This window comes from Frigidibacter sp. MR17.24 (genome assembly GCF_037095655.1).
In the GTDB taxonomy this organism is placed as follows: Bacteria; Pseudomonadota; Alphaproteobacteria; order Rhodobacterales; family Rhodobacteraceae; genus Frigidibacter.
Map to the genome: position 1 here is coordinate 19,342 of NZ_JBAWKE010000007.1, position 13,133 is coordinate 32,474.

10 protein-coding genes are annotated in these 13,133 nt (G+C 72.1%); 8 read left to right on the forward strand and 2 right to left on the reverse strand.

The features are described from left to right. Nucleotides 1-154 precede the first annotated feature (154 nt). The 8 genes from acs to V8J39_RS18385 all read left to right on the forward strand — a co-directional run bounded on the left by acs (nucleotide 155) and on the right by V8J39_RS18385 (nucleotide 10,372). Nucleotides 155-2,140: an acetate--CoA ligase gene (acs, locus tag V8J39_RS18350; RefSeq protein WP_336462411.1), complete on the forward strand. Its 1,986-nt coding sequence runs from the start codon at nucleotides 155-157 to the stop codon at nucleotides 2,138-2,140. 16 nt (nucleotides 2,141-2,156) lie between these two features. Further along, entirely contained in the window at nucleotides 2,157-2,831 is a 675-nt protein-coding gene (locus V8J39_RS18355) for an adenylate kinase (protein WP_336462412.1), read from the forward strand. An 89-nt stretch (nucleotides 2,832-2,920) separates the two neighbouring features. Beyond that, on the forward strand, nucleotides 2,921-3,208 hold the full coding sequence (locus V8J39_RS18360; protein ID WP_336462413.1) for a DUF4212 domain-containing protein: 288 nt from the start codon (nucleotides 2,921-2,923) through the stop codon (nucleotides 3,206-3,208). A gap of 16 nt (nucleotides 3,209-3,224) precedes the next feature. Further along, on the forward strand, nucleotides 3,225-5,027 hold the full coding sequence (locus V8J39_RS18365) for a sodium:solute symporter family protein (protein ID WP_336462414.1): 1,803 nt from the start codon (nucleotides 3,225-3,227) through the stop codon (nucleotides 5,025-5,027). A gap of 308 nt (nucleotides 5,028-5,335) precedes the next feature. Continuing rightward, the gene (locus tag V8J39_RS18370) at nucleotides 5,336-7,204 is read left to right on the forward strand and encodes a DUF294 nucleotidyltransferase-like domain-containing protein (protein WP_336462415.1); all 1,869 of its coding nucleotides are present in this window, start codon (nucleotides 5,336-5,338) and stop codon (nucleotides 7,202-7,204) included. Nucleotides 7,205-7,324: 120 nt separating this feature from the next. Beyond that, entirely contained in the window at nucleotides 7,325-7,843 is a 519-nt protein-coding gene (locus tag V8J39_RS18375; protein ID WP_336462416.1) for a hypothetical protein, read from the forward strand. 10 nt (nucleotides 7,844-7,853) lie between these two features. Next, nucleotides 7,854-8,279, forward strand: coding sequence for a response regulator transcription factor (locus tag V8J39_RS18380; protein WP_336462417.1), 426 nt, complete (start codon nucleotides 7,854-7,856; stop codon nucleotides 8,277-8,279). Further along, entirely contained in the window at nucleotides 8,276-10,372 is a 2,097-nt protein-coding gene (locus V8J39_RS18385; RefSeq protein ID WP_336462418.1) for a 3'-5' exonuclease, read from the forward strand. The genes V8J39_RS18380 and V8J39_RS18385 overlap by 4 nt, the downstream gene beginning before the upstream one ends. On the opposite strand, the gene truA is transcribed toward V8J39_RS18385, so the two are convergent. Next, entirely contained in the window at nucleotides 10,326-11,105 is a 780-nt protein-coding gene (gene truA / locus V8J39_RS18390) for a tRNA pseudouridine(38-40) synthase TruA (protein ID WP_336462419.1), read from the reverse strand. The two genes, V8J39_RS18385 and truA, sit on opposite strands and share 47 nt — an antisense overlap. A 193-nt stretch (nucleotides 11,106-11,298) precedes the next feature. Next, nucleotides 11,299-12,963, reverse strand: a complete 1,665-nt coding sequence (gene mqo, locus V8J39_RS18395; protein ID WP_336462420.1) for a malate dehydrogenase (quinone) — start codon at nucleotides 12,961-12,963, stop codon at nucleotides 11,299-11,301. Between the last annotated feature and the right edge of the window lie 170 nt (nucleotides 12,964-13,133).

Sequence of the window (13,133 nt, forward strand, 5' to 3'; positions counted from 1 at the left end):
TCCTGTGAAGTAATTTACACAAAAATCATTCCTGCAAAAAGGGTTACGCCTTCTTCTGAAATCGGTTTACACTCATCCCCGAGGGAGGAGCATGCCGTGTGCGGAGGTCGCGAGACCGCCGTGCCGCGGCTGACCGATTGGAGGAGCGACCTGCATGAAACCGCAGCAACACCACCAGCTCGAGGGCGAGATCGTGCGCGCCGTGCCGGAGAGTTTCGGCCCGAGCCACGCGGACACGGCGACCTACCGCGCGATGTATGCGGACTCGATCGACGATCCCGAGGGCTTCTGGGGCCGCGAGGGCAAGCGGCTGGACTGGATCAAGCCCTATTCGATCGTGAAGAACACCACGTTCGAATACGGCCAGGTGTCGATCAAGTGGTTCGAGGACGGCGTGCTGAACGTCGCGGCGAACTGCATCGACCGCCACCTTGCGACCCGGGGCGACCAGACGGCGATCATCTTCGAACCCGATGATCCGTCCGCGCCGGCGCAGCACATCAGCTATCGCGAGCTGCACGAGAAGGTGTGCCGCATGGCCAACGTCCTGCTGAGCCAGGGCGTGATGCGCGGCGACCGGGTGGTGATCTACCTGCCGATGATTCCCGAGGCGGCCTATGCGATGCTGGCCTGCGCGCGGATCGGCGCGATCCACTCGGTGGTCTTCGCCGGCTTCTCGCCCGACGCGCTGGCGAACCGGATCAACGACTGCGGCGCGAAACTGGTGATCACCGCCGACACCGCCCCGCGCGGGGGCCGCAAGACGCCGCTGAAATCGAATGCCGACGCGGCGCTGCTGCATTGCTCGGACAAGGTGCGCTGCCTCGTGGTCAAGCACACCGGCGACCAGACCACCTGGATCGAGGGCCGCGACATCGACGTCAAGGCGCTGATGGAGGTGGTCGCGCCCGATTGCCCGCCGCGGCCGATGGGGGCGGAGGATCCGCTGTTCATCCTGTACACCTCGGGGTCCACCGGGCGGCCGAAGGGGGTGGTGCACACCTCGGGCGGGTATCTCGCCTATGCGGCGATGACGCATCAGTACACGTTCGACTATCATGACGGCGACGTGTTCTGGTGCACGGCGGACGTGGGCTGGGTCACCGGGCACAGCTACATCATCTATGGCCCGCTCGCGAATGGCGCGACGACGCTGATGTTCGAGGGCGTGCCGACCTGGCCCGATGCCGGCCGGTTCTGGGCCGTGTGCGAAAAGCACAAGGTCACCCAGTTCTACACCGCGCCGACCGCGATCCGCGCGCTGATGGGGCAGGGCACCGAATGGGTCGAGAAATACGACCTGTCGAGCCTGAAGCTGCTGGGGTCGGTCGGCGAGCCGATCAACCCCGAGGCCTGGGCCTGGTACGACGAGCATGTGGGCCAGGGCCGCTGCCCGATCGTCGACACCTTCTGGCAGACCGAGACCGGCGGCCACATGATCACGCCCCTGCCGGGCGCGACGCCGACCAAGCCCGGCTCGGCCACGCATCCGTTCTTCGGGGTGAAGCCCGTGGTGCTGGACCCGGCGAGCGCCAAGAAGATGTCCGAGGTCGAGGCCGAGGGAGTGCTGTGCATCGCCGACAGCTGGCCGGGGCAGATGCGCACCCTCTGGGGCGATCACGAGCGCTTCCAGGAGGCGTATTTCAGCCAGTACAAGGGCTATTACTTCACCGGTGACGGCTGCCGGCGCGATGCCGACGGCTATTACTGGATCACCGGCCGGGTCGATGACGTGATCAACGTCTCGGGCCACCGGATGGGCACGGCCGAGGTGGAATCGGCGCTGGTCGCCCATGCCGCCGTCGCCGAGGCCGCGGTCGTCGGCTATCCGCACGAGATCAAGGGCCAGGGCATCTATGCCTATGTCACCCTGATGAACGACGAGACGCCCAGCGAGGATCTGCGCAAGGATCTGGTGAAATGGGTCCGCACCGAGATCGGCCCGATCGCCAGCCCCGACCTGATCCAGTGGGCGCCGGGCCTGCCCAAGACCCGCTCGGGCAAGATCATGCGCCGGATCCTGCGCAAGATCGCCGAAAACGACTATGGCAGCCTTGGCGACACCTCGACGCTGGCCGACCCGTCGGTCGTGGACGACCTGATCGCCAACCGCATGAACAGGGGGAAGCAGGATGCATGAGGGTGCGGGCGCGTGTGTGACCGAGACCCAGCCTGCGGTGCTGATCCTGCTGGGGCCCCCGGGCGCCGGCAAGGGCACCCAGGCGCGGATGCTCGAGGACCGGTTCGGTCTGGTGCAGCTGTCGACGGGTGACCTGCTGCGCGCGGCGGTGGCCGCGGGCACGCCAGCGGGCCTGGCGGCGAAGTCGGTGATGGAGGCGGGCGGGCTGGTCAGCGACGAGATCGTGCTGGCGATCCTGAAGGACCGCATGGCCGATCCCGACGTCGCCCGGGGCGTGATCCTGGACGGCTTCCCGCGCACCGACGGTCAGGCCGCGGCGCTGGACGCGCTGCTGGAGGGGGCGGGGCAGAAGGTCACCGCCGCCGTCAGCCTCGAGGTCGACGACGCGGCGATGATCGAGCGGGTGTCGGGGCGGTTCACCTGCGCCACCTGCGGCGAGGGCTATCACGACCACTTCAAGCAGCCCCGTCGGGACGGGGTCTGCGACAAATGCGACGGCACGGCGTTCAAGCGCCGGGCCGACGACACGGCCGAGACGGCGCGCGCGAGGCTTTCGGCCTATCACGCGCAGACGGCCCCGCTGATCGCGCATTACGACGCGAAGGGCGTGCTGGAGCGGATCGACGCGATGGGACCCATCGACCAGATCGCCGGCGCGCTTGGCCAGATCGTCGGCGCGCGATCCGCCTGACGGCCCTGAGGAGAGGGCCCGCACGAAGGGAGGCTGCCGCCCCGGTCCCGGGACGGCGGACGGAGTCACATGTCATGGGGAGAGACGACATGGCGGACAAGACAACATCGGATGCCTACCTGGGGCATGACGCGGCATCGAGAGGCTACTGGCAGGCGAACATCCGGATCATCCTGTGGTCGCTGGCGATCTGGTTCTTCTGCTCGTTCGGCCTGGGCATCATCCTGCGCCCGATGCTCAAGGGCATCCACGTCGGCGGCGCCGACCTCGGGTTCTGGTTCGCGCAGAACGGGTCGATCTACGTCTTCCTGGTGCTGATCTTCGCCTATGCCTGGCGGATGAACAAGCTCGACCGCGACCACGGCGTCGAAGAATAAGCGGGGGCGGGGACAGATGGATCAGTTCACTCTCAACCTCATCTTCGTGGGGATCACCTTCGCGATCTACATCGGGATCGCGATCTGGGCCCGGGCCGGGTCCACGGCCGAGTTCTATGCCGCCGGACAGGGCGTGAACCCGGTCCTGAACGGCATGGCCACCGGCGCGGACTGGATGTCGGCGGCCTCGTTCATCTCGATGGCCGGGATCATCGCCTTCGGCGGCTATGCCACCTCGGCCTATCTGATGGGCTGGACCGGCGGCTATGTGCTGCTGGCGCTGCTGCTTGCGCCCTACCTGCGCAAGTTCGGCAAGTTCACCGTGCCCGAGTTCATCGGCGACCGGTTCTATTCCTCGGGCGCGCGGCTGCTGGCCGTGATCTGCCTGATCGTGATCTCGGTCACCTATGTCATCGGGCAGATGCGCGGCGTGGGCGTCACCTTCTCGCGCTTCCTCGAGGTGTCGACCGACACCGGCCTCTACATCGGCGCGGCGATCGTCTTCGCCTATGCCGTGTTCGGCGGCATGAAGGGCATCACCTACACCCAGGTCGCCCAGTACTGCGTGCTGATCATCGCCTACACGATCCCGGCGATCTTCATCTCGCTGCAGCTGACCGGCTCGTTCCTGCCGCAGCTGGGCTTCATCGGCACGCACGAGGCTTCGGGCGTGGCGTTCCTGCAAAAGCTCGACGAGGTGGTGACCGAGCTTGGCTTCTCGGCCTATACCGCCGACAGCCCGAACATGTTCAACACGTTCCTGTTCACCATGTCGCTGATGATCGGCACCGCGGGCCTGCCGCACGTCATCATCCGCTTCTTCACCGTGCCCAAGGTCGCCGACGCGCGGTCCTCGGCCGGCTGGGCGCTGGTGTTCATCGCGCTTCTCTACACCGTGGCCCCTGCCGTGGGGTCGATGGCGCGGCTGAACCTGTCGACCACGATGTGGCCCGCCGCCGCCACCGGCAAGGCGCTGGACGGCGAGGCGCTGAGCCTCGAGCAGATCAACTCGGACCCGGCGCTGGGCTGGATCGCCACCTGGGAGAAGACCGGTCTTCTGGTCATGGAAGACAAGAACGGTGACGGCAAGATCCAGTACTACAACGACAAGTCGCCCGCGATGCAGGCGATCGCCAACGAGAAGGGCTGGACCGGCAACGAGCTGACCAAGGTCGACAACGACATCATGGTGCTGGCCAACCCGGAAATCGCCGCGCTGCCCGGCTGGGTCATCGCGCTGGTCGCCGCCGGTGCGCTCGCCGCCGCGCTCTCGACCGCCGCGGGTCTGCTTCTGGCCATTTCCTCGGCCATCAGCCACGACCTGATCAAGGGCTCGATCAATCCCAACATCTCGGAGAAGGGCGAGCTGCTGGCGGCGCGGGTCTCGATGGGCTTCGCCATCGTGGTGGCGACCTACCTCGGCCTCAACCCGCCCGGCTTCGCCGCGCAGGTGGTGGCGCTGGCCTTCGGGCTTGCCGCGGCGACGATCTTCCCCGTGCTGATGATGGGGATCTTCTCGAAGCGGGTGAACAAGGAAGGCGCGATCGTCGGCATGCTGGTCGGGCTGATCTTCACCGCCGTCTACATCTTCCTGTACAAGGGCTGGTTCTTCATCCCCGGCACCAACATGCTGGAGGACGTGCCCTCGGCCTACATGTTCGGCATTTCGCCGCTGTCGATCGGCACGATCGGCGCCGTGCTGAACTTTGCCTCGGCCTTCCTGGTGTCGAACGCGACCCAGGCCCCGCCGAAAGAGGTGCAGGACCTGGTGGAATCGATCCGCATCCCGCGCGGCGCGGGCGCGGCCCAAGGCCACTGAGCCAGGGCTCTGCGCCCGGGCGCAGCCGAGATCACCGGGCGGCCCCCCGCGGGGGACCGCCCGAGCCGGAGATCACCGGGCGGCCCCCGATGGGGACCGCCCGAACCGCAGATGACCGGGCAGCCCCCGACGAGGACCGCCCGACCCGAAGATCGCCGGGCCGACCCCAGGGACCACCCGGGCGCGTGCCGGGAGATCCCCGAAGGCCTCCGAGAGATTCTGGCCCCCGTGCCGCCCGTCGGGCCGGCGCCCGGGCCGAACCCTCCCATCCGCCACCGGCCGCATCACCACCGGCACGAGAGGGCATCATGGGTTCCGACCCCGCCACCGTCCTGGCCTTCCTCGAAGGCATCCATCCCTACGACACGCTGCCCCCCGCCGCGCTGGCCGAGGTCGCGGGCGCGATGCAGCGCCGCAGCCTGCCGCCCGGGGCCGCGGCCTATCGCTTCGGCGAGGCGCTGGACGGGCTGTTCCTGGTCGAGCGCGGCCAGGTCGAGATCACCGACGCCAACGGCGCGCCGGTCTCGATCCTGGGGCCGCGCAATTCCTTCGGCGAGCGCGGGCTGATGCGCGACGGCCACGCCGCGACCACCGCGCGGGCGCTGGGCGCGGCGACGGTGCTGATGCTGCCCGCGGCGCGGTTCCGCCGGCTGGTCGACGACAGCCCCGCCTTCGCGCGCTTCTTCACCCGCGGCGCCGCGGCCCGCCCCGACGGCGGCAGCGCCACGGCCGGCCGGGGCGGCCCCCCGGGCCGGGGGGCGACGCTGGCCACGCTGCGGGTGGCCGAGCTTGTGACCCGCGCCCCGATCTCCTGCGCGCCCGCGACCTCGGTGGCCGAGGCCGCCCGCGCCATGCGCGACGCCCATGTCTCCAGCCTCGGGGTCACCGACGGCGACGGGCGTCTGGTCGGCATCGTCACCCAGCGCGACCTCAGCGACCGGGTGCTGGCCGAGGGGCGCGACCCCGCGGTCGCGGTCGAGGCGGTGATGACCCGCGACCCGGTGACCCTGCCGCGCGAGGCGCTGGGCTCGGACGTGCTGAGCCTGATGCTCGGGCGGGGGGTCGGCCACCTGCCGGTGACCGAGGCCGGGCGCTTCGTCGGCATGGTGACGCAGACCGACCTCACCCGCTTCCAGGCGGTGACGGCGGGGGTGCTGATCCATGACATCGGCGCGGCGGGCGACGTGGCGGCGCTGGCGCAGGCGACGGGGCGGATCCCGGCGCTGCTGGTGCAGCTGGTGGGCGCGAGCCAGAGCCACGAGGTGGTGACGCGGCTGATCACCGACGTGGCCGATGCCGTCACCCGACGGCTGGTCGCGCTGGCCGAGGCGCGGCTGGGCCCGGCGCCGGTGCCCTATGTCTGGGCCGCCTGCGGCAGCCAGGGCCGGCAGGAGCAGACCGGCCACACCGATCAGGACAACTGCCTGATCTTCGACGATGCCGCCACCGCCGACGACCGGCGCTGGTTCGAGGCGCTGGCGCAAGAGGTCTGCACCGGGCTCGATGCCTGCGGCTACGTGTTCTGCCCGGGCGAGATGATGGCGATGACGCCGCGCTGGTGCCAGCCGCTGGCGGTCTGGCAGGGCTATTTCCGCGGCTGGATCGCGCGGCCCGACCCGATGGCGCAGATGCTGGCCAGCGTGATGTTCGACCTGCGCCCGATCGCCGGCGACCGGCGGCTGTTCGACGCGCTGCAGGCCGAGACGCTGGCGGCGGCGTCGCAGAACACGATCTTCACCGCGCACATGATCGCCAATTCGCTCAAGCATGCGCCGCCGCTGGGGCTTTTGCGCGGCTTCGCGACGATCCGCTCGGGCGAGCACCGCCACCAGATCGACATGAAGCTGAACGGGGTGGTGCCGGTGACGGACCTTGCGCGGGTCTATGCGCTGCTGGCGCGGATCCCGGCGGTCAACACCCGGGCGCGGCTGGTCGCGGCCGAGGGGCGGGGGGTGCTGTCGGTCGCGGGCGGGCGCGATCTGGTCGCGGCCTACGACCTGATCGCCGACCAGCGGCTGGCGATGCAGGCGGCGCTTGTCCGTTCGGGCCGGAAGCCCGACAATTTCCTCGCGCCCTCGGACCTGTCCGAATTCGAGCGCAGCCACCTGCGCGACGCCTTCGTCGTCGTGCGCACGATGCAATCGGCCCTGGGCCACGGCCGCGTCGCGGCCACGTGAGGGATCGGCGTGACGGGCCGCCCGGCGGCCCCCTTCGACGGCCGCCGGGCGGCAGAGTGACGACGCCGCGCCCCGCGGCACGCTGGAATGGCCGCGCCGCGGCGACTTGAGGAGACTGCCATGCTCATCGACTTCATCGCCATGATCGCGGTCGGGGCCTTCATCGTCGGGGTCTACCTGCTGGCGAACCGCCTGATGGGGCGGCGGCTGCCGCGCTGGCTGATGCCGGCGGCGATCGGCTGGGCGGTGATCAGCTTCGCGGTCTGGAACGAATACACCTGGTTCCCGCGGGTGCGCGCCGCGCTGCCCGACAGCGTCGCCATCGTGCAGCCGGTGCGCGAGAGCAATCCCTGGCGGCCCTGGACCTATGTCGCGCCGGTGGTGACGCGCTTCGTGGCGCTGGACCGCGGCGCGGTCGAACGCTCGGCCGCGCGGCCCGACCTCGTGCGGACCGAGGCGCTGCTGGTGCAGCGCTGGGCGGGCACGCAGCGGGTGCCGGTGGCCTTCGACTGCGCCGGCGGCGCCCGGGCCGAGCTGGTCGCGGCGACGCTGTCGCCCGACGGCACGCTCACCGGCGGCAGCTGGAGCCATGTCGGCACCGACGATCCGATGCTGGCCGCCGCCTGCGGCCGCGGCTGAGGGCGGCGCCATGGCCGAGCCGCATCGCCACCACGCCGCCCCGCCGCTGGTGCTGATCGTCGAGGACGAGGACAACATCGCCGCGGCGCTGAGCTACCTGATGACGCGCGAGGGGCTGCGGCACGAGCGGGTGGCCGACGGGCAGGCCGCGCTCGACCGGATCCGGGCGCTGAGGCCCGAGGTGGTGCTGCTCGACGTGATGCTGCCGGGGCTGTCGGGGTTCGAGATCTGCCAGCAGCTGCGGATGGACCCGGCCTATGACGCGGTGCGGCTGCTGATGATGACCGCGCGCGGCGCCGGGGCCGAGCGGCGCAAGGGCCTGGCGCTGGGCGCCGACGGCTTCATCGCCAAGCCCTTCCAGCTGGCCGAGCTGCGCGACGAGATCCGCCGCCTGCTGCCGCCGGGCGGCGGCCATCCCCTGGGCGGCGCGGGATGAGCGGGCTGTCCGCGCGCCTGGCCGGGCTGGGGCTGCGGCTGCGGATCGGGCTGATCTTCGCGGGGCTCGGCGCGGTGCTGCTGGCGGGGCTGGTGCTGGGGCTGGTGGTCGGCGCCCGGCACGGCGGCGCCACCGCCGCGGGCTTCGTGCAGGCCGGGGTGGTGGCCGGGATCGCGATCCTCGCGGGCCTCGCCGGCGCCTGGATGCTGTTCGACGAACATGTCGCCCGCGCGCTCGACCGGCTGTCGGGCGCGCTGCGGGCGCGGGCCCATGCCGGCGCGGGCGGCGGGTTCGAGGCGCGCTGGCTTGGCGATCTGGCGCCGGCGGCGGCGGCGCTGGCCGCGCGCGCCGCCGCGCCCCCGCCGGTGCCGCCGGCCGCCGACGACAGCACCCGGCGGCTGGAGCGGATCCTCGCCGGCCTGCCGATCGGCGTGGTGGTCGCGGGCGGCGACGACCAGGTCGCCTTCTACAACGCCCAGGCGGCGCGGCTGATCGACGGGCTGGCGCTGGGCCAGGATCTGTCGGCGCTGATCGACCCGGGCCCGGTGCGCGCGGCGCTGGCGCGCACCGGGCCCGGCGCGGTGACCGCGCTGACCACGCGCAGCGCGGCCGGGCGGCTGATCGCGGCCGAGCTGCGGCGCAAGGAGGCGGGCTATGTCATCGCCCTGCGCGACGTGTCCGAGGTCACGGCGCGGCGCGAGGCCCGGGCGGCGCGGCTCTCGGCGCTGGTCGAGGATCTGGGCCGGCCCGCCGCCGCGCTCTCGGCGCTGGCCGAGCTGCTCGAGGACCCGCTCGCGCCGCCGCCCGATGCCGCCACCCGCGCGGCGCTCGCCTTCGAGGCGCGGCGGCTGACGGCGGCGCTGGGCGACCTTGCCGACGCCGCCGAGGCCGAGCGCCGGCTTGCGGCGCGGGTGCCGGGGCTGGCGGCGCCGGGGGGGGCGCTGCTGGCGGCGCTGGCGGCGGCGCTCGATCGGGTCGGATTGCCGGTGGCGATCCGGCCGCTCGCCGGCGCGGCCGGGGTGGACCTTGCCGCCGATCCCGATGCGCTGGCCGGCCGGATCGCCGCGCTTGGCCAGCGCCTGGCCGAGGGCGGCCGGATCCCGGCCTGGGTCGCGCTCGCGCCCGAGGCCGAAGCCGGGTCCGAACACGCGACCGAACGCGGGGTCCAGCCCGGGACCGATGCGCCGGGCGCGGCCGGCGCGCTCCTGCGGCTTGGCTGGCGCGGTGCGGCCCTGCCGCTCGCCACGCTCGAGGGCTGGCTCGGCCCCGAGGGCTGGACCGAGCCCTGGGTCGAGAACGGTGTCGAGAACGGGGCCGAGAGCGGGGCCGAGAGCGGGGGCGCGGGCGGCGGCTGGGCGCTGTGCCTGCCGCTCGCGCCCGCGCGCGCCGCGGCCCAGGGCCCCGAAGCGCGGCCGCTGGCCTATGATTTCACGCTGATGCGCCGCGAGCTGCCGGCCGAGCTTGCCGACCGGGCGCTCGACGCGATGGCCTGCGTCGTGCTCGACTGCGAGACGACGGGGCTCGACCCGGCGCGCGACGCGCTGGTCGAGATCGCGGCGCTGCGCGTCACCGCCGGGCGCATCGTGCCGGGCGAGCGGTTCGAGACGCTGGTCGACCCGGGCCGGCCGATCCCGGCCGCGGCGCAGGCGGTGCACGGGATCTCGGATGCGGCGGTCGCGGGCGCGCCGGGGCCCGCGGCGGCGGCGGCGGCCTTCGTGGATTTCGCCCGCGGGGCCGCCATCGTCGCCCACAACGCCCCCTTCGATCTCGAGCTGGTGGGCCGGGCGCGGGGGCAGCCGCTCGAGGTGCCGGTGCTCGACACGGTGCTGCTGTCGGCGGCCGTCTTCGGCCGGGCCGAGGTGCACACGCTCGACGCGCTGGCCGCGCGGCTGGCCGTCCCGGTCCCCGAGGGCCGGCGCCACCGGGCGATGGGCGATGTCGAGGTGACGGCCGAGGTGTTCCTACGGCTGATCCCGATGCTGCGCGCGCGCGGGATCGAGACCTTCGGCCAGGCGGTGACGGCGATGCGCCGCCACCCGCGGCTGCTCAGGGATCTGAACCGAACGGATCCTGCGGATAGCCGACGCCGCTGAGATACAGGCCCTGCGGCGGGCAGACCGGCCCACAGGCCGCGCGGTCGCGCGCCGCCAGCGCCTCGGCCACGCGCCCGGGCGGCCAGGCGCCCGCGCCCACCCGCTCGAGCGTGCCGACGATCGAGCGGACCTGGTTGTGCAGGAAGCTGCGCGCGCGCAGGGCAAAGCGGAACTCGGTGCCGCCGCCCGGATAGGGCAGGGCCTCGAGCGCGATCTCGTCGAGCGTCTTCACCGGCGAGGCCGACTGGCACATGGTCGAGCGGAAGGTGGTGAAGTCGTGCCGCCCCAGCAGGTGGCGCGCCCCCGCGCGCATCGCCTCGGCCGACAGCGGGTTCTGCACCTGCCAGACCCGGCCGCGGTCATGGGTCACCGGCGCGCGCCGCTGCACCAGCCGGAACAGATAGCGCCGCTCGACGGCCGAGAAGCGCGCGTGGAATTCCTCGTCCACCCGCGCCGCCGCCAGCACCGCGACCGGCGCCGGCTTCAGGTGGAAGTTCAGCGCCTCGGACAGCCGGAACGGGTCCCAGTCCCGCGCCATGTCGCAATGGGCGACCTGGCCGGTGGCATGGACGCCCGCGTCGGTGCGTCCGGCCGCGGCGATCCCCGGGCAGTCCGGCTCGAGCCTGCGCAGCGCGGCCTCGACCGCCGCCTGCACCGAGGGCTGCGCCGCCTGGCGCTGCCAGCCGCAGAAGGGCGTGCCGTCATAGTCGATGAGAAGCGCGTAGCGGGGCATGCCCCGCCCCTAGATCAGCCGCGCCGCCTTGGCAATCCGCGGCCGCTTTCGACTTTGTTCAAATATCCCGGGGGGCGGCCGCAGGCCGCGGGGGCAGCGCCCCCTCCGACCCTCTCCGGGCAGCGCGGCGCCCCCTCCGACAGTCGCGGGCCGGGCCCGCCGCCGGAGGAGCCTCCCCCTCCGGCCGCCCGTCTCACAGCGCGATGTCGGCCACCGGCAGCACCCGGCCCAGGGCCGCGGCGGGGGCGTGCATCAGCTGCTCGATCGCCGGGGCGGCGATCTCGAGCTGCAGCGCCGCGCCGGTGCGGGTCCATTCCTCGGCCACGGTCTCGGGGTGGTCGTCCAGCGCGGCGCCGCCGCCCGGGACGATGCGCTCCAGCACCTCGGCCCAGGCCGGGCTCGCGCAGCGCTCGCCGAAGACCTTGTGCAGCAGCGACACCATGATCGGCGCCGCGGTCGAGGCCCCGGGCGAGGCGCCGAGCAGCGCCGCGATCGAGCCGTCGGCGGCGCTGACGACTTCGGTCCCGGGTTTCAGCACCCCGCCCTTGCCGGGTTCGTGCTTGATCACCTGCACCCGCTGGCCCGCCTGCCACAGCCGCCAGTCGCGGGTGCGCGCATTGGGGAAGTAGTCCCGCAGCGCCGCCATCCGGTCGTCCTTGGACATGCCCAGCTGCTGGGCGAGATAGCGCACGAGGTCGAAGTTGCGGGTGCCGACGTTGACCATCGGCAGCAGGTTCGCCGGCGTCATCGACGCGGGCAGGTCCATCAGCGAGCCTTCCTTCAGGAACCGGGTCGAGAAGGTGGCGAAGGGCCCGAACAGCAGCACGCGCTTGCCGTCGAGGATCCGGGTGTCGAGATGGGGCACCGACATCGGCGGCGCGCCGGTCGGGGCCTTGCCATAGGCCTTGGCCATGTGGCGCTCGACGACCTCGGGGGTCTCGCACACGAGGAACGAGCCGCCGACGGGGAAGCCCGCGTAGTCGCGCGCCTCGGGGATGCCCGACATCTGCAACAGCGGCAGCGAGCCGCCGCCCGCGCCGATGAAGACGAACCGCGCCGTCACCGTCTCGCGCCGCTTCGGGCCGTCGTGGCGGGTGGTCGAGACCTCCCAGCGGCCATCGGCGGTGCGGCGGATCCGCTTCACCTCGGACGAGGTCGCCAGGCTGAAGCCCGGCTGCGCGCGCAGATGGGCGATGGACTGGCGGGTGATCTCGCCGAAGTTCACGTCGGTGCCCTGCGGCGCCCAGGTCGCGGCGACGGGGTCGCGTCCGTCGCGGCCCTCCATCATCAGCGGCACCCAGTTCGCGATCTCGGCCGGGTCGGTCGAGAACTTCATGCCCGCGAACAGCGGGTGGCCGACCAGCGCCGCGTGGCGGCGGCGCAGGAAGTCGACGTTCTTCTCGCCCCAGACGAAGCTGACATGCGGGGTCGAGCGGATGAAGCTTTGCGGATCGTGCAGCACCCCGCGCTCGACCTGGTGCGCCCAGTAGCGGCGCGAGACCTGGAAGTGCTCGTTGATGCGCAGCGCCGCTTCGACGCGCACGGTGCCAAGATCGTCCTCGGGGGTGTAGTTCAGCTCGCACAGGGCCGAATGGCCGGTGCCGGCATTGTTCCAGCCGTTCGAACTTTCCATCGCCACGCCGTCCAGCCGTTCGACCATGTGCATGGTCCAGCCGGGCTCGAGCTCGTTGAGCATGACGCCGAGCGTGGCGCTCATGATGCCGCCGCCGACCAGCAGCACGTCGACCTCGCGCGGGGCGGGGGCGTCCTGGCCTGCGGAGGCGGCGTCCGGAGAGGAGGCGGGGGAGGTGGCGGGGGTGCGGCGCCGAGACGTCTTGACCTGGGAGAGTTTAGTCAAAGTCCTGATCTTTCGCAGTTCGTCCTCCCCGGTCGGGACCTATCCCTGTCGGTGGGGTGCGACAAGCGCGCACAGGGAGGAGCAGGTATGCAGTATTTGCAATGGTCGGCTGCGCAGTGTGCATATGTATGCCGAAACTGCCGGATTCGGCCGTCCCGCGCCGCCCCTGT

Coding starts and splice junctions, on each gene's coding strand:
- acs (WP_336462411.1), top strand. CDS start 155: ATGAAACCGCAGCAACACCACCAGCTCGAGGGCGAGATCGTGCGCGCC.
- V8J39_RS18360 (WP_336462413.1), top strand. CDS start 2,921: ATGGCGGACAAGACAACATCGGATGCCTACCTGGGGCATGACGCGGCA.
- V8J39_RS18365 (WP_336462414.1), top strand. CDS start 3,225: ATGGATCAGTTCACTCTCAACCTCATCTTCGTGGGGATCACCTTCGCG.
- V8J39_RS18370 (WP_336462415.1), top strand. CDS start 5,336: ATGGGTTCCGACCCCGCCACCGTCCTGGCCTTCCTCGAAGGCATCCAT.
- V8J39_RS18375 (WP_336462416.1), top strand. CDS start 7,325: ATGCTCATCGACTTCATCGCCATGATCGCGGTCGGGGCCTTCATCGTC.
- V8J39_RS18380 (WP_336462417.1), top strand. CDS start 7,854: ATGGCCGAGCCGCATCGCCACCACGCCGCCCCGCCGCTGGTGCTGATC.
- V8J39_RS18385 (WP_336462418.1), top strand. CDS start 8,276: ATGAGCGGGCTGTCCGCGCGCCTGGCCGGGCTGGGGCTGCGGCTGCGG.
- truA (WP_336462419.1), bottom strand. CDS start 11,105: ATGCCCCGCTACGCGCTTCTCATCGACTATGACGGCACGCCCTTCTGC.